Here is a 21590-nt window from a genome sequence, read left to right on the forward strand (position 1 = left end):
TCAACCGAAATAGTACCTGTTTTATTATAATTTTAGAAATTATGGACTAATAAACCACCATCTGTAAAGAATTATAAGTATAATTTCTGTTTTTGAAGGCATTTAAACTAACGATATTTTCTTACAGGGCACTTTCTAGGCATCAAATTCTTGTAATTTTCAAAATATAAAAAACAACATATTTAAATATGGGAAAATTTAAACAAATAATTCGATAAATCATTAAAAAAGGCTAATCCTATAAAACAAATGCTCCGTAAATTAATATATGCCGGCTTTAGGAATTCTTGTTAATGTCTGTAGTTTTTACTGCAAAATATTATTTAGTAGGATTCTTGTCTTCTAACAATTAAAAAAAACTCCTGATACATAACTAACAATAATGGGTCTTGTGTTGATTTCATAAGGATATTGCGAGTATTGAGATAATTGGGTAAAATAAACTTCTATCTGATCATGGTTTAGTTGTTTTTGTATTTATCAGGATTACTTTTATGTTGTTTCTATGGTTCGGGATGTACATATAATTATTAGAATTTATTTTTGGGCACTCAGATCTTCATAGGAATAAAAAATGTTATTTAAATGAATGCAAAATAATTTTTAAGGAAATGTAAATCTGCAAAATGCATTCTGTGGGTCAGGGTCAATTGTTTAATAGTCTTTTTTCGATTTAAGGGACGCTGAAGTCGTGTTTCTCTTAAATTTCCTAAGAATTGTCAATTTGTACAAGTGAGAACTTAAATTTTCTTAATTCCCCCTTTTGTAAAGTGATAGTTATATTTTCCTATATCAAAATTACCCGTATTATTTTACATCGACCAATGCCGAACGGTTATCAATCTCTAATAGCTCGTAAATGGATTTTAGATGATACTTTACAGTGTTTTCAGAAATAAATAGAATAGCGCCAATCTCTTTGTTTGTTTTTCCCTGCTTTACTAACTCTATAATTTCAAGGTGTCGGATCTTGAGATTTTGTTTATTTATCTTGTTTGTAATTTTTGAATTGAATTGGGGACTACTATTAATGAAATCCTCTAATTTTGACCGCATAATTTTATTCTCAACTTCCATATGTTTCCGGCCTTTTTGGGTAGAACGGTATAGTTTATACAGGACAAAACTTAACATGATTAACAGAAAAATGATGCTTCCTAATAAGATCATTATTTTTTGACGGTCGGTCATTTGAACTTCATTTCGCTGTTGGAGCAGCTCATTTTCTAGAATATTTAGATTTCCGCTTCGATTAGCCGCATCATACTGACGACGCGCCTCACTAACTGTTTTCTGAAATTTAAAGGCATTTTCATAATCTTTCTGGTCTACGTAATAGTAAATCATCGTTTCATACATTGTGATCTTGTACAGATCAATCCCGTATTGGTTAGCATAAGCAATTCCTTTCGCATAAGCCTGCATAACTGCGTCTTTATGGCCCAAGCGTTGGTACAGTTCAATCTTCGCCTTATAAAGCACCGGTAAATGCTTCGGATTCTCCTGTTCTAAAAATCTGATACAGGTATCAAAATATTCCTCTGCTTCTTGGAAGTTTTCTTTTTTCAATTCCAGATGCCCTAAAATACATTCGTAAAAGGCACGGGTCTCTTTTTTGAGGTAATGTAGGTTTTGAGGTTTAACTTGTTTAATTAATGCGATAAATTCACGTTCATTTTTTAAATCATAATGGATCATGATTTTTTCGACCATAATCCGTGTTTCCACTTCATTGATATGCTTGGTTTTTTGTCCTTCTTTCAATGCCAAGTTTAGATTGGTTAAAGCACTGGAATAATTGTATAACTGTTTATAGGTTAAAGATTTCTCAATATATGCGATATACTTATCATAAGGCGTGGACTTACCATTATTGATTATTTTATCTAAAATTAGAATAGACCTATCATTCTGATTATTATCGTTTAAGGTAGAAATTTCCTTGTGCAAATTATCTTGATTAATAGATTGCGCAGAGCTGAACTGGCATAAAAGCAGGAAATAGAATATTAGGAAGTGGACAAGCTGATAAGGCATATTGGTTAATAATAGTTAGCTTTGTAGCAAAAATACTACATATTTCAAGCAAAAACGAAAGCAATTTTAAATGATAATATTTATGTTATATCATAAAAAGAAAGCTAAGGAGTTTAAAAATTTTAAGCAAGCATATATTTGTTAAATATAAAATTGGGTTATTAAACTTCAGTCCAGTTTGACATATTGTCATCTTGAAGAAAAGACATATTTGCTCACTTAATTTAACAAAATCTCGTTTTGAGATAAAGCCAATTTCCTTCAGTAAGCACTTGTAGTTGTATTGCTTCCATATGATTTATCTTGGTATTTTCTTGGGGTATCCATGACTAAATACCTTGTTGTGGTGTTTTGTAGAGTATGTCTGTTTCTATAAACTATTTAATAGTGTATATTTATTGTTAGTTTAAAGAAAACTAATTGTCTTCATGACATAGGTTTAAAAAAGAAAAAATACTAAATAAATATTATAAGTTTTCTAAATTTTTGTATTTCCTCAGTTTGTTATGGGAATTTTAATGTTTTATTTTTTTGGAGGCTCTTGTAAGAAGCTGTTTTTTAACCTATTAGGTTTATTCTTTAGATTAAAAATAGAAAACAAAAAGTATAAATTTTGACACTAAAGAATCACAGGAGTTAGCCAAAGCTAACTCCTGTGTTAATACATTCCAATTTCTATTATACAGGCATCATATTCTGATATGTCGAGTTGGAGACTAATTTTTCCTTGTTGATAGCTGCCGATTTGATGACGGCCTTGCTGGTCAATTCGGTATATTTTACCTTGCTTGGCCAGTTGATAGTCTTTGCTTAGTAAGTTGAGTTTTAGGGGATAGGCTTGATCTTGTATATTGCTGATAGCTAGCCCTATATTTCCATCTTTTGCTCGCCATAAGGCGTGATACAGCGTTGGATATTGATTATTGAAGGTCGTTACTTTTTCATTCTGACCCGCATAGATCGATAGCTTGGACATGTTGTAGTCTGCACGCGGAACGTCTAATTTTATGTTTTTAACATACTGCCCCTCCAGTAGGAATTTTAAACCTTGCTGCCGAACTGCTGTGATTTTACGGAAAAAGTCCATTTCAGGCTTTCTTTTTTCTTGAAGATAAGGCTGGTAATTGGCAATCATGGGTTGCATGCCCCAAACAAAGGAGCGCGCCTGTTCGATTAAGAATTGCCCATTGAAGCCTGCGTCTAATAAAGTTTCTGCATTATCAGGAGCAAACTCTTTCGGCCATTTCTCATCATAAGGCGGGGTTAATAGGGAAGAATAATTTCCGAACGTGATGCCGTATTCATGGTATACCGCCTGGAATAAAGGGATGGTTTCTGGTCCTTTTACACCGGCATAGCGCTCTTTGCTGACTCCGAGGGTAAGGAAGGCATCAATATAGGGTAGCCAAGCTTCTCCTGCTCCTTCGCCGGCAAAAGCCGCAGCTTTCGGATCCTTAGGCTGTGCACGGTTTAACTGATCCCGTTGTTTTACATGTTCCAGCCAATACTTTCCACCCCCAACGGGGTGGTTGTGGGTCGGGTCGTAACAAACCCTGCTCAAGCAAGTTTGATCCATATATATCCCTGAAACATGGTACTTGTTAATAGCACTATCGACCAGGGCTGCATATTTGTTTTTCCAGAAATCCGTAGCCAGACACATGTAGGTAAGCGACTTCTTAGTAAAGATATTATACATATGGCTTTTGTGCTTGCCCTCGATGTTTTTGGTGGCCCAGAGGTAAGCTTTCTCATTTTGCCAACTCGGCTGAGAGTCTCCCCATTTCAGCTGGTTCATGTAGACTAAGGCATGGACATCCTGTTGCTTCGCACGATCTATGGCCGGTGTAAAAGCTGCGCCATCACGCGGAGGGAAATAATCAGGGAAGGAATCATCATAGGATCCGCCATGCCACCAATGCCATAGTACACTCACCGGTAGTTTTAACTGATCCTTGAGCTCCATCGCTGGATCTAGGACGTTGGTCGCCCGACCACGGTTCCACACCCAAGCGGCTGTGTTTTTTATCCATGGTGTGACTTTCCCTGTCGATAAGCGACTTTCCTTTGCCCAATGCTGCTTGCGGCCCCATTCGCCATAGATAGCGGCTACATCTTGCCAGTCGCCCTCAAAAGTACCGATAATGCTGGCATAGTTTGGGGCATACCTGCTGTTTGTGGATACATATTCAGGGAAGTGTACCAGCTCAAAACCAGCCTGCTTTTGCTGGTTGAAGGTGGCTACAAAACGCTTGGCATAGGATTGGGTATCATTACTAGCAAAATAGAAGCCTATCTTATTCGGATTGTACAATGCCATAAATTGCATGGCTAAATGATCGGGATAGTTCAAGCTTAAGGTTGTTTTCGGATTGACCGCATAATAGCCACGCGGATCACGGGTAAGGCTTCCCATCCATTCGGGAATAACGAGCTCTTCCTGTCCCAAATCTTGAACCTGTTGGATTCTCGGGAAGACGACCTTCGCCAAGCTTACACCTTGGGTGCCCTCGACAGCAATGCGCCATTGCGAAAACGGACGATCTTGCTCTAGTTGTACATGGGCAACGACTTTAAAGGCGGTTGGTAGTCCATTAAATCCGGACCATACCAGTTGTAGGCTCTTACCTTCTTGGAAGCTAAAGCTGCCGGCATCTGCAGCTGTGAATAGCTGCTTCTTCCCATCGGCAACAAGCTCAATTTCAAACAGACTGGTTTCCTTAGTTGCTGTTTGCTGAATGATGGTTTGGGCTGTTTTAAGATCTTGAAGGTTTAGTAAAGTGCCTGTTTTGCTGTCGAACTGCATACGGAGATGCTTGTTCTGAAAGTTAAGAAGGCCTTGGGCAAAACTGCATTGCGGCGAGCATAGCAGAAATAACAAGAATCCTGCTAAACCAAATATGGTTGATGCTATTTTTCTTTTCATGGGCTGTGTTAAGGTTGATTAGGTGAATAATAAAGGGTTAATTTAATGCATTTTGAAGATAATACGGCGGTTGGCTTTGAATCTTTTTGTAATTTTAATAATATCTATTAAACAAATAATCCCCCATTTTCATGGAGGATTATAGCTTAAAAGCAATGAAATCTTAATTTGGACTGACCGTAAAACTACCTTTACCTGCTAGTTCAACATATCCTGCATTTTCCTTGTCTTTAATGACAAAAGTCTGTACAGTTCGTTTTTTCTTTTTAATTGACCAGTTTCCTGGGGTTAGTCCGGTCATTACCACTTTCGTTTTTCCCTTATTTGTTAAGGAAAAACTGAATGGCTTTTTGGTAATTCCTTCTGCCGCAATAACCACTGTTTGATCGCCAATATAAATAACTTCGCCAGCTTCATTTTTCTTGTGTGCTAAGCTTAATGGCTTATGGTTGCCATCTAACACTTGGAATACAGTTACGAAGCGATTGAATTTGCTCTTATCCTTATAGGAAACCATGGTGCGATGACCTTTTCCTTCAGCAAGATGGGACTCAGGGACTTCAAGTTGGGTACCAAAGACCTTGCTTGTTGAGGAGTCTGACAGCACTTGGATTTGATAGCTTCCTGCTTGTGGCGTCAATAAACTTACATCAGTTTTGCCCACACGACCCATTAATTGATTGTGAAGAACAAAACCATCGGCCTTCACTTCGGGGGCATTGTTGGAGTTTATTTGCCAATACTTGGCAATATCTTCACTTTTGGTCTCTATAGCGTCTGTTAACACAATAACAGCAGGCACATCTTTACGACCCATATTTAAAAAGCAAAAGCTTCGTTGATATTGATCGATCTTATCGGAATAAGGACCTTTTAAATCTACCGAGAAGTAGCTGAAGAAGGGCTGTTCCGTGGATGGACCAACCATCGTTGAACTTACTATGCCATTATTAAACCAAGGGTTTGTTGTGGTTTCCTCTGGAGAGCTTGGTGCCCGTTGATTTAATCGAGCGCCGCCATCATTCACCTGGCTGCGTTCAAACTTCTCGTTAGGATCGTATGCCAACATCATACTATGGGAGACTGAGCGTTTGTTAAATCCCATATCGTATGGCGTCCCATAGAACCTATATAAGCCTAAATCTCCCAGTTGGAATCCTCGGTAATATAGTTGTAGGGATCCTGCGTCTGCATGTTGGTGATTGCCAAAATGATAGCCTCCACCCTTAATTTCCGCGACAACATCATCGCTATCTGGGCCGATATTCCAACCTGTCCGAGCGATCATGGAACCCAATACTGTTCCAAAGTCTTTCGTCAATGGGAGGGAAGTTAGACTTGATTCTGGTTTAAGGTCAGGATCATTCAATAATAGATAGAGTGTTGGATTGTTTAGATTGCCATGTCTTAAAAATTCGCCTTTAACAATTGGATCTTTGCTATAGGCATACATTAAAAACATAACTAAAGGTGATTTCCAATAGAAAGGTTCACCGGGTTTTCCGGAGGCAAAACCATCGCCATCACGAAGCATTTCCCCTCCGGGACTACGCATATATAGGAAAAAGTCGGATAATCCTTTGATGTTTTTATCAAATACCTCTTGACCTGTCATGCGCTGATACAATAATGCGCCATGCATTTCCCACGCAAATCGATATGCACCATAGCCTACACCTTGGTTATGACGCGGTGATTGGTATTCGAATTTGCGCATGGGAACCAGCTCTTCCAAAATAGCATAAGAGACGTATTGATACGGCGTAGGATCTTCATCGTAGATTGCAATACTCATCGCTAAGAAATCCCGATTTACCATAGCCTCATTCCCATGCCCATTTAGGATTTTCATGCGAAAAGGCGGCCATCCGATTTCCATATCCCTAGCTAAGCGCATAAAATGCCCAACCATCACTTTTTTCTCTTCGGGTGTAAGGAGGTCATAGGTCCAGTCGTAAACTAAGGAAGCAGTATATATAGCGCGGCCTAATTCACGGGTGATATCGAGGATATTGCCAAATTCTACATTCGCTAAATAATTTTTAGTAAGGTCTATGGCTTCGCGTCCAATTTTTTTATCCCCCGTCATTAAGTAATAGAAGGCTTTTTGTTCGGTTGCTTTTTCTAAACCCTCATTATAGCTCATTTCCTCAGCAGGGTCGAAGGTAAAGTTAAATGGCACTAATGCGGCTGCCTTTAAGGATTCCCATACTGCTCTGTTTTCTTCCTTAGTTAAGTTCTCCTTTACTTTAGGTAAGTTTTCTTGGTTTACCCATAGTCTAGGGTGACTTTTAGGAGGAAGTACTTTAGGGCTATAATTCGCTGCAGCGGCAGGTACTTTGGGTGCTGCATAATTACGAATTTCCATAAAGGATAAACGTACGCCTCGCGGTAGCCATATTTTAATTTCCTGCTCATTGCCGGTTAAAGTAAAGATTCCCGTTTCTTGGCGAGGTCTATCCCAAGGCACATAGACAACTCGCTTTGTGCCCCTAGCATCGCCAATTTGCATGCGCATGAAAAGGGATTCAAACTTTGATTTCGCTCTCTTCATTAAAGCTGCACCCTCCGCATCGGTAACAGCATACGTGCTAAAGACATAAAGGCCAGCCTTGGGCGCTTTTATTATATAGCTAAGGTCGGCTTGCTCTCTTTCACCATGAATGGCGTCTTTAATACCTTGCTTTAAACTAACACCTTCTTTAGTCTCAATACGGTCATCAGGAACTAGCTCCACGGTTTGGGTATTCAGCTTGGCCTGTTGTGCAGTAAGTCTTAACATCTTTCCCTCAGGAAAGGACTGCACTTGAGCCAACCCGTCTACCATGGAAGTTAGGATAAGAAAGGCTACAAATAAATAATTATGAATTTTCATCTTTTTTTGTGTTGGATTAGCAAATTAAATGACCTTGACTGCTCAATTAATTTGTTTTAATCTGTTCGTATTTCACATAAAACGTATCTAAGGCTAAGCTATCAGGCAGAAATCCCGACCTAAATTGATAGGTTCCTTTTAATGGAAACTTCTTTAGTTTCGTTGTATCCGAAAAGTTTGAAAAACGCGTTCTTACCAATTGGTCATCGGTGTTTTGATATTCTATCTCCATCACCGCGAGGCCTTCTGGTTGATTTTTATTCCAAATGATATTCCAGTCCTCACCCTTACGCAACTGTTTAGACATGGTTGCATTTAATAGGGAGTTCTCATAATGTTCGCCATATGCACGTCCTGCCACCTCTGCTTTTACAGAGCTATTCCCATTGCTGTCAAAAGTGAAAATTTGAAAGGTGTGACTTCCTTCTACGAGATCCTTGATTTCTAATCGCACTGTATCAATACCATCTGTCTTGGTAACTTGGTTTTCAATAAAGTCTTGTTTATTATTCCAATAAACCTTGTACCGGCTCACTTTAGGATCACCTAATAATAGCCAGGACAGCTCAACGCGATTTCTGCCGGGAAGAATTTTTATAGAATCGGCCTTAGCGACATAGATTTTTTCGCCACCTTCTAAAAATTGTTCATAGGTTTCATCCATACTTCCACAAGCATATAACATGCTCGAAACCAGGAGCAGCAATGCAGGGGTGATGGAATTCCAATATTTTTGTGTTTTCATGATATTATCCTTTTCAAGTTGAAGCCTTAATTATTCCATCGGTTGCCCAAATAAGTCAATTTGGGTAAGCATGAGGTTCTGCGCGCCCGTCCAGGATCTAATGGTCTTGAAACGGATGTAACGGTAGGCTCCAGTTTCGGGTGCAAAGTTGTAATTCTCTCCAGCTAAGGCATAAGCACTGTCTTCAGGCGTCCGTTCACCAACAGGACTTCCTGATGGTTTGATCGATTCGCACTGCAGAATTAAATCCCAGCCATCGTAAGAACCATTCGGGCTCGGATTATTAGAACCCCATATTTCGTATGTTCTAGGTGTTCCGTAGTTGTAAGCATAAGCCGGACGTTCGGTCGGTGCTTGAAATACTACCAAACGGCTGAATTTTGATTTTTTTCCTAAATCAATCGTAAACCAATTCGGCATGGATGCACCCGATGTTGCTTGATAGTAGAGCTTGGCAAGTGCTACATAGTTTCCGTCCCAAATATTGCTAATTGGTCCCCAACCCCCTTGCACTGTATAAGTATCTGTTGGCAATGGATAAGCTTTCCATAGTTTTTTCTGCAGCATTTCCTCATAAAGCGGTGTAATATTTTTAAACAAGGTGTCTGAATAATTGCCCCACTCATCCTTGAAATAGAATGCGAAATCTGTTGGATTTGGAAGAAGCCCACGAACCGAGTAATCTCGCCATTTTGCAGAGCTAAACAACCGGTCGTATTGTACCCATTTTCCTTCTTCATCCTTATACATCGTGTAGAACACTATGCCTTTTTGTTCCTCATTGGAGAATTTGGCATTGATACCGCCAAAATCTTCTTTAATATCTAAGGATTTGAACACATGATCTACAGGGGGTGTCAATGGTTTAATCGTCACACTTGCAGGCTCAGACTTCACTTCTGATTTATTTACGGTATATAATTTTACCTGATATTGTGCAGTGTCACCAAAACCCGCTAATTCAATATAGTTTTTGAACACGGAAGATTTTATCTCTCGATCTGTTCCCTTTTTACTTTGGAAAACAGCAGAGACATATAATATGGTTGGATCGTTGGGAATAGAAAACGAAATCTTTGCCCCACCATTTAAGTTCTCAACCTTGGTTACTGTTGGTTTAGGTGGGTTCCCTGATATATCCTCCAAAGGAGCATGTTGAAGCTCTTGACAGCCACAGAATAGGACTGCGATGAGCATATATAATAAATAGTATCTTTTCATAGCTTTAAGGTTTACCATCCTGGACTTTGTACTAAATTTTTGTTAACTATTAAATCGTATTCTCGGATAGGCCAGAAATAATCTTTTAAACTAAAGGATTGGCGAAATATGGTTTTTTCACGATAGTAATCCTCAGGTTTTGCCTGATCCATATCCCAACCGCTAATTACATCATTGTATACATCAATGGCTGTTTTCCAACGGCGTAAATCCCAAAACCTTTGTCCTTCTAGGCATAATTCAATATTGCGTTCGCGTTGAATTATTTCCCTTAACCCAGCTTGGGTGCTGAATTTATTAGGATTTCTTGAGAAGTTGGTCCATGATTCCTTGACACCTTTAAGTCCGGCGCGACTACGAATCATATCCAGGTAAGAAAATGCTTCCTCGACAGGGCCTTGAGCCTCATTTAGAGCTTCAGCATAGAGCAAATAAAGATCCGTGAGTCTCAACATTGTCCAAGGATAATCCGTAGACGTATAGGTATTGGCTGTTGTTGAAAGTACGTTCGTGTAGTAAATATACTTTTTAGGGTAATAGCCTGTTACGGTATGGTTTAAGTTTCCTCGTTTTCCACCACTCTGGCCTAATTTTAACTCTAAGAAATAGGCATTCTCTTGGTCGTAATTTCCTTGGCCAAACCAAATGCCTCCATCAAATCCAACGGTCGAATAGAATCTTGGTTCACGGTCGAAGTTGTATTGCGCGGTTGTATAGCCTTCTTTAATGTTAAAGCGATCTGCTTTAGCCGCTTTTCTTAAATCATAACGATTGGTGTAAGGCCATTCAATATCTTCCGTAATCGGCACCCCGTTATCGGAATAAAACAGGTCTGTTATACGCATAGGAACAGCAATATGCCCTTCCACAGCGCCATTACCAAGTGCAGCAGCCGGAATAGATTTAGGCATAGTATTTACTTGCAAGTCACGTGCGGTGTTTTTGGTGTGCGCCCAAATTATTTCCGAATTCCACCTTTCAGTAAAAGAGTTTCTGGTATTCAACTGTGTTTTCATAGAATCGGAAAGGTTCTTTACTAAGGTATTCTCTTCAAAATAGAATAGTTTCATCCCTATATTATGGCACACATCTATCGCTTCCTTACACGCTACTACCGCTTTGTCCCATTTTGTTTTATCAAACTGCTGACTAAAGAGTTTGGTTCCATCTTTATTCGAATAGGCTGCATAATCAGGGTTTCCATTAAATAATGGACTAGCTGCATAGACTAAAATCTTCGCTTTAATACCCAAGGCAATAGGTAATGTGATGCGACCTAATTCCGCATTTTCATCATCTACAACCTCTGGCAGGTCTTCAGCAGCTTCATCAATCAATTGAATAACATAATTGAAAACCTCATCGGCAGGTTGCCTAGAAACACGCACTTCTTCTTCGGAAGCAGAAATCGGAATATTATCTTTCATAATTGGAATAGGACCATACATCCGTAACAAGAAGAAATGATAATAGGCCTTTAGGAACTTAACTTCCGCTGCCCAACGTCTTTTTTCAAAATCCTCTACGTCTTTTACATTCATGATGTTTTCTAAGAAGATATTACACTCACGAATGCCTCGCCATAATGGATATGTTCCATTCCAGAAATCTAGATAAGGACTGTTTACATTTTGGTTACCTCGAGCAATATGCCAAGGGTTGGAAGTATAACTTTCCCTAACCCACCAAAGCTCATCACCTGTAAATAGAACGGGGCTTGTGTTTCTGTTCCCCATTTGAGGTAAATAGGAATAACAAGTGAACAAATATCGTTCGGTTGTTGCTCTTAGGCGAAAGGCATATTCAATAGTTGCTATATTATCTGGAACGATATCCAAGTATTTATTACATGAACTGGTAACAAATAAGAGTAATATGATAAGATACTTTTTCATTTTCGAATTGTTTTGGTTAAAAGGATAAGTTAACACCGAAGTTGACTACCCGTTGTACGGGATAACCTAATCCGTTTCCACCCATTTCAATATCCCATAATTTAAATCCACTGATTAAGAATAGGTTAGTTCCACTGAAATAGACACGCATTTTGTCTGTGTGTAATTTCTTTGCAAGTTTATCTGGCATGGTATAACCTATTTCAGCCTGTTTTAAACGTAAGAAGGCGCCATTGTTCAACCACCAAGTACTTAATTGGGTGTTGTTCGCATGGTTTTGTGTACTTAAGCGAGGCCATAAGGCATACAGATCTTGGTTTTCTGCTGAGAAGTGACTTTCAGCAAAGGCTTTCATAATTTGTTTTCCACCAACAAAGGGTTCCACATTTACAGGTCCCGTCACACCATTCACTGAACCTCCGGTCCAGAAGGAAGAACGTGCCGATCCTTGAATAAAGGCTGAAACGTCAAAGTTTTTGTAACCAATGGAGAAACCTCCACCGTAAATAATCTCTGGTGTTGTTGGATAGCCGATTGGCACTTGATCTAAGCTTGTAATGGTTCCATCACCATTGACGTCTTTGTATTTGATGTCACCGGCTACATTCTTAGAGCCAAAGCCTTGGGTAGGGGAGTTTGATACCTCGCTATCATCTACAAATAAGCGCTCTGCAATATATCCCCAGGGTTGGCTGATGGAATACCCAATCCGAGACTTCCACCATTCATTTTGATAAATGGGTTCTTCAAAGGCAAGGTACTTACTTCTGGCATAGGTATAATTACCACGCAATTGCATCCAGAATCCATTGGAGAAACTCTGCGAGTAATCAATGGATATATCCATTCCTGCACCGGAAGCACGACCAACATTTGCTCGAACTGGTGCAGATAGGCCCATAGTGGTTGGAATGGCCGATCGATTCATCAAGATATCCTTACGCTCCTCTTTGAAAAAATCTGCCTGGATATTCACTTTATTAAATAAGCCTAATTCAATCGCGAGATTTGATTTGTAAGATGTTTCCCAAGTAATATCAGGATTAGAATAGCGGGTCACGTTAATGCCCGGACGGGTGGTTCCATACTCTTTACCAAAGGTAAATCCTTTTCCTGCGTCGTTCATCTCTACATTAGATAAGTAGAAGAAGCGGTCGGTTGCCGATCCAATCGCATCATTTCCTACTAAACCGTATGTTCCCCTAATTCTTAAATTGCTGATTTTGTCTTTAATGGGTTCCCAGAATTTTTCATTAGAAATACTCCACGCTAAACCAAAGGAAGGGAAGAAGCCATAGCGATGGCTGGAATGAAATCGTTCAGATCCATTATATCCAAAGTTAACTTCCGCATAGTAGCGGTTATCATAGGAATAGGTTGTACGTCCAGATAGCCCGAAGTTTCGCGATGGAAGGGAAAGTTGCAAACTCCCTGCTACGGCATTGGTGCTTGAGCGGAGGATATTCACGAGTAAGGCACTGATATTATGTTTACCGCCAAAGGTTGTGGAATAATCTAAAGCGTTTTCCATATAGAACACCGAGTTTTGTTCCCGTAGCTCCTGATCTAAAGCGAAGCTTAAAAACTCCTCACCTGCATTCTCGTTGGTGATAGAAACCACATAATCTAACGTTCTACGATCATAATAGGCTAATTCATAGAAAAATGGTTTATAGGCGCGGACAATATCATATCGTGAAATCCTGTTGGTATTGAACATAGATCTAAAACGCAAGCCTTTGGTAAGGAATCCTAGGTCTTGTTTAATCTCCATCTGGGCCAACATCAAGGAACGGTCGTAGTCTTTGTACCCTTTAACCATATCGGCATAAGGATTTAAAAACGCCCTTTCTTTTAAGCCTCCAAACATAATATGTTCAATATGACTATGTAAGTCATCTACAGGGTAGAAAGGCACAAAATCAACAGGATTAGCGCGTACAACTTTGTTATACATCGCTCCTCCACCTTCTATAGGGCCTGTATAATTATCAAAGTTCCCATTCAATCGCACGATTAATTCCGTGCTTTTGGTCAGGTCAATATTTACGTTGGCACGAAGCGTATAGCTTTTTAAATCCACATTATTGTTGAAATTATTCTTGCCATCAACCCGTAACATACCGTTGTCCTGGGCGTACGACCCGGCAACATAATAACGTGCCACTTTTCCGCCGCCTGTTACATTTAGATTGTAACGATGGTTTAATGTTTGGTCTTTAAATAGGGTAGAGCGCCAGTCGACGGCGGGGAAAATTACCGGACTTAACCCTTCTCTTGTTGATTCTATTTTCTCTTGCGTGTAGAGTGGTTCTGCAAAAGCATCCCGGGATACTAAGGCATTATTGTATAATTCCATATAGGTGACAGCATCCGCCAATTCCACATTGCGCGTAGGAGCTGAAACTGACGCTTCTGCCCGTAAGGAGATATTAGCTTTCCCTTCCTTACCTTGTTTAGTGGTCACGAAGATTACGCCATTCGCTCCCCGAGCGCCATAGAGAGCGGTTGAGGTCGCATCCTTCATAATCGAAAAGCTCTCAATATCATCCGGTCGCAATCTTGCTAATTCAGTAACACTTAGCTCTACACCATCAATTAGGATTAGTGGGTCTACTTTCCCAGTACCAAAGGAAGTTACACCACGAATAAAAAAGTCAGCATTATCCATCCCCGGTTCACCACTTCGCTGGTAAGCGATAATACCCGCCGCTTGACCTGCTAATGCTGTTGTTAAGTTACTCGATGGTACACGCAGGTTGCTTGGTTTAATCTGTGTCACCGAACCTACCATATCCGTCTTTTTCTGGGTTCCAAAGGCTACTACTACAACTTCTTCCAAGGCCTCAGGATCCTCGATTAATACCACATCAATACTGGTTTGATTGGCAAGGACGATCTCTTGTGACAAGTAACCGGTAAAGCTTATGACTAAAATGCTACCTTTTTCCAGATTCGGAAACATGAAATTACCAAGGCGGTCGGTTTGAGTGCCAACTTGGGTTCCTTTAATAGTAACCGTTGCCCCTTCAACCGGGTTGCCATCTTTGTCTTTTACTGACCCTTTGACATCTTGGGCAAATAAATTGTTGATTTCAACGGCTGCAGAGGCCGGATTTGGGGAAAAGCAAGTTATCGACATGGCTAAGCCTAATAGAATCCTTATCTTTGGAATAAAGGTTCTAGGCTTTGGAACTCCGTCGAAAATCAATGCAGTTGATCTACGAGATTTCTTCTCCATAATTTAATTAATTGGTTATAATACAACTATGCGGTTACGTAACCGCTTCTTTTGCTGTTCTTCATAATTAAGCCTTTCGCTAAGAAATCAAATCATTACAACAATAATTTGATTCCCTCTTCATCCTAGACTTACATTTTATATTGACTTTTACATCAATGAAATGAAATAAATGGTCTTTCGGTTTAATCCTCGGTTACGTAACCGATTCAATCTCTATGTTTGGATACGTTTCTCACGAATGTAGAAAATCAAAACTTAAAATACAATCAAACGCCTGTTAATTTTTCCAAGAAAACCTCGTGCAGCATCTTATTATTCACTTTAAAAAGAAGAAATCATCTCGAATTTTAAGTGATTTTTAAACGATGGGAATACTTTCTTAAAACGATTTAGGGAGATAGGAGAAACGTAATATTTGGCAAAGAGAAGAAAGGATTTTTTTCCATCATCTACCTGCGATAAAAATGAAGTCGAATTAATTATTTTTTAAATAAAAATTTCTTGCGGAAGGGAAATGTAATATTCTATTTCCTAAAGGTTAGGGGTGGGAACGGTTTTTGGGCAAACGTCTTGGTAAGTTACGAATGAATAAAGTAATAGCTAATCAATCGAAAACTTTCCCCCTTACAGCGAAACCATAGACAGTACGCCTTTCACCTTATATACAGCTTTCACGGCGTCTATATCTATCATCAGCTCATCGAAATCATCGGCATTCTTTGCCACCAGGCGCCATTGATTATCATTGCCACCGCGAATAAAGCGCACTACCTTCACATGATCAGAAATCAGTAAGTAGATATCGCCGAATACCACCGCTTTCTTATCCACCTCTTTCACAAACACCACGCTTCCATGTTCAATCTCCGGTTTCATGGCTTCTCCTTGATTCACGAAGGCGAAATCGCTGCCAGAAAGCAAGGGGATCTCCAGATCGTAAGCCACGGGAAGTTTAGCCAAGTCGGTATCGAACTCATCCAGACTTATATTATATAAAGGGATTTTGGTAAAAGACTCCTTATCCTTTGACATCGGGCCTTCGCCGGTAATCAGCCAGGTTTCATTGATATCGGGAAAGCGATCGGTGATAATGCCCGCGAGGTTTTTACTAATGGCATAGTTTCCTTTCTTAATCTGGTACAATCGTTCTGCACGGTTGAGGCCAATCTCCTTTGCAAAAGAATTGACATTCAAACCTAAATATTGTATTACCTGCTCGAGGCGGTCCCAATTCGTCATTTCGGAGTTTCTTAAATATAAAACGTCATTTTTTTAATGTCGCTTGTGAAAAAACAAAAATAAGGCCAATTGAGGACAAAAAGAAAAAAAATACAAAAAATCAAGAATATATTGAATAATACAATTTAATATTGTAGTTTAGCGCCGTTATTAACCGATAAGGGTATTATATTGACCGAATTTCAGAAGTGTACTACGAACCTCCAGCATGAGCAAGAGCAACAAAAACGTCCAGGATCCTCCTAGTTCGAATGGAATTAGTGAGATCACCACACTTGATATAATCAGCCTTATATCACTGAGAAATATTCAATTAAAAGATATTAGTTACGTAAAAGATCATATTTCCATCCAAAAAACAAATACTAAAACAACATATGAAATCACCGTAGAAGATATCGACGACAAGGTTTATACGCTGAAGGTTGAGCTGAAAACTTATCCTTAAAAGGAAAAATAAAAAAAAATTTGCGGATACAATATTATATTGTACTTTTACAAAAACAATACAAATAATTATTACTTTTTTTTCGAAACAATTTTAAAAATCGAATATGAAAATTAGAAACCTCTCCAAATTAGCCTTAGCTGTAGCGATTAGTAGCGCGGTGCTGCTAGAAGGCTGTAAGAAGTATGATGATGACATCACACGACTTGAACAAAACATTGGCCAGAACACCTCTGAAATCAGTTCGCTAAAATCGCAGTTGCAAAACCTCGCTTCAACTAACGTGGTGGAGTCGGTTGCAGCAATCCCTGGTGGTTTTAAAGTAACGTTCAAAAAAGCCGATGGCTCTAAATTTACCTATGATATCGTAAATGGTACAAATGGTACAAACGGAACCAACGGAACCAACGGAACAAATGGTAAGGATGGTGCGCCAGGTACAATGTGGCAAATTGATGCTGCAACTTCCTTGTGGCAGTCATCATCTGATGGTGGTAAAACTTGGGTAAACTCTACTGTGAAAGCCAAAGGTACTGATGGTGCTCCAGGTGCGAATGGTAAAGATGCTAAAGTGGAAATCAAACAAGGTTCCGATGGTAAATTCTATTGGTTCTTAAACGGCACGAACAGTAACGTAGCAGCGTCTGTTGGTGATATCGCTTTCGTGAAAACTGATGGCGGTTACAACGTTAAAATTACAGATGAAACTGGTACACAACAAGGAGACATCTTCTTGGCGACCGAAGCAATTGCTGTAAGTTCATTAACCTTGGTTCCTGAACTAACCAATAGCAACACGCCAGTTGTATTCTTCCCACGTATCGTTGAGACGAATGCGAACCGTGTAACTGTACTTCAAGGGTATGCGAAAATGAAATATAACCTGAACCCATTCGGTGTTGCTACGGCAAACTACGATGCAACAGGTTTATTGGCAGAAACAACGGATAAAGTAAGCTTCCGTTCATCTGGTGGCGCAGTTAGCAGTAGCTTTGTTTCTGCAGGTGCTCCAATGAAATCATTTGGTGATATCACGGTAAAATACAAGCCAGTTAATCCAAATAGCTTTTTCCCTAATGCAGCAGGTGCAGAAGATTTACATGTAGCTTTACAAGTGAAAAACAATAAAGCAGCGTCGAATCAGCAATTTGCGGCTTCAGCGTTTAGCTTAGCGAAAGAAGAGATTGTTGAAAAAGATGAAGTAACTATCGAAAAATCAGCAAGAAACGCCACGGCACAAGAAGATAAAGTAACCTTGTTAAATGGCGTTAGCCCAGTATTCGCAGGTGGTGCATTTGCAGATGCTGGTGCTGGAAGTTCGACTTTAGCCTTCACTAAAGCATTAGCTGATGCTAGAACCAACGCACACTTCACTTTACATTTCAAAAACAATGCAGAGAAAAACATCGATGGCAATCCGAACTATGAAGGCGGTATTGTATTAGATGATGCTTTAAATGGTTTCTTCGCACGTACGCAGGTATCTAATAAAATCGTTTCCATGGATGACCATGGATTAGACGATTACAACTTGCGTTTCGATATTGATCATTATGGTGCTAGCGCTCAAGAAAGAGATTGGTTAGTATTGGATCCAGTAACTGGAAAAATCTCCGTAAAAATCTCAACAATCAATAGCAATGCTTATAATGCAGCAGCAGTAAATAACTCTGTAGTTGTTCGTGTTAAGTTGTTCGCAGGTCAAGGAAATGCAGCTCCTCAAGAAGTAGCATCACGATTCATTAAAGTAAGCTTCAGCCAAGATGTGGCTCAAGATATCGCTGTTAATGGTACAATTGCGCATCAAGTAGTAGCAGCTGCCACAACTACGAAAGCTGTGGTTTGGTCTACACCAACAACATTAGATGCAGCATACAACAAAACTGGCCGTCCAGCGGCTGACTTCCACCAAGTGTATACCTTTACACCTGATGCAGGCAACCCTGCCGGATTTACATTCGATATGGCTAGCATGAACAGCGCTACTCAAGGTACTCCACGTAACATCGACATTGCAAATACAGTGATGCCAGGTACCTATACCTTAAAAGGTGAGTACAGATCTTCAATCTCTGTTGATCCAGTTGTGAAAGTAACGATCACCGTAACTGTAGGTGGTAATTTGATTGCTAGCTTAGTGAAAGACGTTCCATTCTGGGATTCAGGCTTAACTTACGGTATCATCAATGGTAAATTAGTTGCCGGTGACTGGAAATTACAAGCCGATCTATGGGATTACTGGACTGCAACAACCATCACTGACCCTACTAAACCAGTGACTACATTTGAGTACTCGGTTGTTGATCCATTAACTGGTATTTCAATCGCTGTTCCTGATCAAGTGGTGTTAAATGAAGCATTATTAGCTGGTCGCCAGAAAGTGAACAACGGTGATGTAACATTACGTGTAACTAGAAAAGTAAATGGTGTAGTATACGATGTAGCTCAAAGAGACTTTAAAGTTAAATTCATTAACCCAGTGAAAGCTATTACAGCGAAAGCTCCGTACAAAGAATTTAAAGATAAAGAAGTTTCAGGATCGAATACTTCAGCGGTTGATGCAAGAAGATTAATCAAATTAACTGACTTCAATAACGTAACCTTGTTTGATTTCAATAACAACGCGGCTACGAACGTTTACAACGCAACTTTATTAGGCGATTACGGCATTACTGGTGTGACTAACACTTACCACATCAATGATGTAGCGTTTACACGCGCTGAAAAAGCTGACGGTACTGAATTCGTTCTACAAGGTGGTGCAAGAGCATTTGTTAACGGAGATGACTTAGTATGGGAAAACTTAGGTGCTAACCTACAACAGCCTATCTACTTAATCTATACCATCAAGGTAACGAACAAGTTTAACCTAGGTGATGTAGCAAATACTAAATCTGAAGTAACAAGAGAAGTTAAGATCAAGGTTAATCCTAACTTATAATTGTAAAGGTTGAAATAGTTTATTCACTCGAAGGGCGGCAAGAATTGCCGCCCTTTTTTTACCCAAAAAGCCATGATGCAAGAAGTTATCTTAATCCTGATATTCCTACCATTCTGTATCCTATTACTTGTGGCCGCCCTCAGTGTCTTAAAAATCGTCGAGAAAAGGATGCAAGATTTAGAATGATTGCAGATATTTACATTTTTATATAAACCAACCCATGAAACCGTTATATTTATTTCTAAGCTTATTGGCCTTTCTCTTTTTGAGTTGCGATAAAAATAAGGGTCCACTTCCAAAAGAAAGCTATTACCGTACTGTTTTGGTGTACCTAGCTGCCGATAATAACCTAGAGCTGGAAGCCTACAAGAACATGAAGCAAATGGAAGAAGCTATTGGCGAGGTGGATGGCAACCTCCTTGTTTATGCCAAGTTGCCCAATCAACTTCCCGCCATTTATCACATTGCGAAAGCGAGCGGCGAATCCACTGGCCGTGTCAAAATCAAAGAATACAGCAATCACAATTCCTCCGATCCGGAAACCATGAAACAGGTGATCGAGGATGTCAAAGAAGCCTACCCTGCATCTACCTATGGACTTATTTTATGGTCACATGCCACCGGTTGGGTTCCACCAGAAGTGGAGGGAATTAAATTGAAATCCTTTGGGGAAGACAAAGGCAGACGTATGGACGTCAAAGACCTCGCAGAGGCGATACCCGATAAGTTTGATTTCATTATGTTTGATGCCTGTTCCATGGCCAGCCTGGAAGTGCTCTATGAAATTAAAGACAAAGCCAAGTATTTTATCGCTTCTCCCGGAGAGGTGATTTCCAACGGTATGCCCTACAATAAAACGGTGAACCACTTTTTTGAAAAGGGTGTAGATGCCTATAAAACCATTGCCCAAAAGTATTTTCAGCATTACAACGCAATGAGTGGATTGCATCAATCGGCAACCATATCTGTTATCGATGCAGCACACTTGCAACGTTTAGCCGATGAAACTAAAGCTGTGTTAGCAGCCCAGGCACCTGCCGCCGCCGATCTGAACCGCGCAAAAATACAACGCATGGATTTCGACCGTGTCGGCAATCCGCTGATCGCTTTTGATTTCCTTGATTTCATGCAATATAATTATGCCGCAAGCCGCTTAAAAAATCTGCAAGCAGTGCTGAAAGAAGCTGTTATCTACAAAGCGAATACCGCCAATTTCAATGGCTTTAAAATCGATAAAAATGTTGGCCTAACTTGTTATGTACCTACAAAAGAAAATGAGAATATCGTTCACCCTTATTACCGTACCTTAGGTTGGTACAAGGTATCTGGCTTCGATAAGTTGTTTTAACTGTTCTAATTATGTTGTTATAACATGTAGAAAATACTCCTTATTAGGTATTTTTTTGGTCCCCTTAGTAACTTAACTTTGGTAAATCATAGTAATATCCATACCAATTAAATTTAGAAACTATGAAGACCTTGGAGATAAAAAATAAGGATGAAGATTTAATAGGAAGAATCAAATTATTTCAAAATTATATTCGTGAGAATACTAATTTTTGTAATGAATCTGGAATTGTATCTTTCACAACCAAGGAGAAAACATTAATCAAATTGAAATTGTACAAATGACTACATTTCGTAAGGTTATTTTTAACTTAAACAACCTTTGTTTATAAGTTGATTGGATTTTCTCATAGGGAGAGTTTGAGTAAATGTTTGATTTTACCCTATCATTATCGTAGAAAAAATAACGGATCATACCGAAAGTTTGGGGGTAATAATTTTTAAGTATACAATTTTATAGCCCGATATAAGAAAAAGGTAGTATCTCTAACTCCTCGAAATACACTTCTAAAAGCCTGAGTTTTGCATTGAAAGATTCTGCAGATGCATTGGTACTCCTGTTGTCGAAGTAATGCAGGATTTCAGGATGATGTGCTGCAATAGACTTTGCGACACTCTCGAAGGACAGTATTCCAGCATGTTCCACCTGGTTATGCCATAAGCTCAATTTGG

General features: G+C 39.4%; 11 protein-coding genes. 2 read left to right on the forward strand and 9 right to left on the reverse strand.

Translation table 11 applies throughout. From position 1 onward, the window contains the following. Nucleotides 1–807: 807 nt before the first annotated feature. The 8 genes from GQF63_RS19680 to GQF63_RS14595 all read right to left on the reverse strand — a co-directional run bounded on the left by GQF63_RS19680 (nucleotide 808) and on the right by GQF63_RS14595 (nucleotide 16182). A complete protein-coding gene (locus GQF63_RS19680; protein WP_212592594.1) occupies nucleotides 808–1770 on the reverse strand; it encodes a helix-turn-helix domain-containing protein in 963 nt (320 codons plus the stop codon). A 925-nt stretch (nucleotides 1771–2695) separates the two neighbouring features. Further along, nucleotides 2696–4963, reverse strand: coding sequence for a DUF6259 domain-containing protein (locus tag GQF63_RS14565; RefSeq protein WP_160369971.1), 2268 nt, complete (start codon nucleotides 4961–4963; stop codon nucleotides 2696–2698). Between the two features lie 163 nt (nucleotides 4964–5126). Continuing rightward, nucleotides 5127–7838, reverse strand: coding sequence for a hypothetical protein (locus GQF63_RS14570; RefSeq protein WP_160369972.1), 2712 nt, complete (start codon nucleotides 7836–7838; stop codon nucleotides 5127–5129). Nucleotides 7839–7884: 46 nt separating this feature from the next. Beyond that, nucleotides 7885–8583: a DUF4998 domain-containing protein gene (locus GQF63_RS14575; RefSeq protein WP_160369973.1), complete on the reverse strand. Its 699-nt coding sequence runs from the start codon at nucleotides 8581–8583 to the stop codon at nucleotides 7885–7887. A gap of 30 nt (nucleotides 8584–8613) precedes the next feature. Then, nucleotides 8614–9804: a DUF5000 domain-containing lipoprotein gene (locus GQF63_RS14580; protein WP_160369974.1), complete on the reverse strand. Its 1191-nt coding sequence runs from the start codon at nucleotides 9802–9804 to the stop codon at nucleotides 8614–8616. 11 nt (nucleotides 9805–9815) lie between these two features. Then, nucleotides 9816–11699 carry a RagB/SusD family nutrient uptake outer membrane protein gene (locus GQF63_RS14585; RefSeq protein ID WP_160369975.1) on the reverse strand — a complete coding sequence of 628 codons (1884 nt, stop codon included), beginning with the start codon at nucleotides 11697–11699 and terminating at the stop codon, nucleotides 9816–9818. 16 nt (nucleotides 11700–11715) lie between these two features. Beyond that, a complete protein-coding gene (locus GQF63_RS14590) occupies nucleotides 11716–14940 on the reverse strand; it encodes a SusC/RagA family TonB-linked outer membrane protein (RefSeq protein WP_212592595.1) in 3225 nt (1074 codons plus the stop codon). 627 nt (nucleotides 14941–15567) lie between these two features. Further along, nucleotides 15568–16182 (reverse strand): S24 family peptidase, encoded by a 615-nt coding sequence (locus GQF63_RS14595; RefSeq protein WP_160369976.1) that lies wholly within the window; start codon nucleotides 16180–16182, stop codon nucleotides 15568–15570. Nucleotides 16183–16736: 554 nt separating this feature from the next. On the opposite strand from GQF63_RS14595, the gene GQF63_RS14600 reads away from it, so the two are divergent. Continuing rightward, nucleotides 16737–19571: a hypothetical protein gene (locus tag GQF63_RS14600; RefSeq protein ID WP_160369977.1), complete on the forward strand. Its 2835-nt coding sequence runs from the start codon at nucleotides 16737–16739 to the stop codon at nucleotides 19569–19571. Between the two features lie 220 nt (nucleotides 19572–19791). Then, entirely contained in the window at nucleotides 19792–20919 is a 1128-nt protein-coding gene (locus GQF63_RS14605; protein WP_160369978.1) for a clostripain-related cysteine peptidase, read from the forward strand. A 453-nt stretch (nucleotides 20920–21372) separates the two neighbouring features. Here the strand turns inward: GQF63_RS14605 and GQF63_RS14610 are convergent. Beyond that, a partial coding sequence (locus GQF63_RS14610; protein WP_246163551.1) for a transposase occupies nucleotides 21373–21590 on the reverse strand: 218 nt, incomplete at its 5' end.

The sequence above is a fragment of the Sphingobacterium humi genome (assembly GCF_009768885.1).
GTDB classification, from domain to species: Bacteria; Bacteroidota; Bacteroidia; order Sphingobacteriales; family Sphingobacteriaceae; genus Sphingobacterium; species Sphingobacterium humi.

Bases quoted from the DNA above. Each gene is read 5' to 3' on its own strand.
- GQF63_RS14565 (WP_160369971.1), bottom strand. From the start codon at position 4,963: ATGAAAAGAAAAATAGCATCAACCATATTTGGTTTAGCAGGATTCTTG.
- GQF63_RS14570 (WP_160369972.1), bottom strand. From the start codon at position 7,838: ATGAAAATTCATAATTATTTATTTGTAGCCTTTCTTATCCTAACTTCC.
- GQF63_RS14575 (WP_160369973.1), bottom strand. From the start codon at position 8,583: ATGAAAACACAAAAATATTGGAATTCCATCACCCCTGCATTGCTGCTC.
- GQF63_RS14580 (WP_160369974.1), bottom strand. From the start codon at position 9,804: ATGAAAAGATACTATTTATTATATATGCTCATCGCAGTCCTATTCTGT.
- GQF63_RS14585 (WP_160369975.1), bottom strand. From the start codon at position 11,699: ATGAAAAAGTATCTTATCATATTACTCTTATTTGTTACCAGTTCATGT.
- GQF63_RS14590 (WP_212592595.1), bottom strand. From the start codon at position 14,940: ATGGAGAAGAAATCTCGTAGATCAACTGCATTGATTTTCGACGGAGTT.
- GQF63_RS14595 (WP_160369976.1), bottom strand. From the start codon at position 16,182: ATGACGAATTGGGACCGCCTCGAGCAGGTAATACAATATTTAGGTTTG.
- GQF63_RS14600 (WP_160369977.1), top strand. From the start codon at position 16,737: ATGAAAATTAGAAACCTCTCCAAATTAGCCTTAGCTGTAGCGATTAGT.
- GQF63_RS14605 (WP_160369978.1), top strand. From the start codon at position 19,792: ATGAAACCGTTATATTTATTTCTAAGCTTATTGGCCTTTCTCTTTTTG.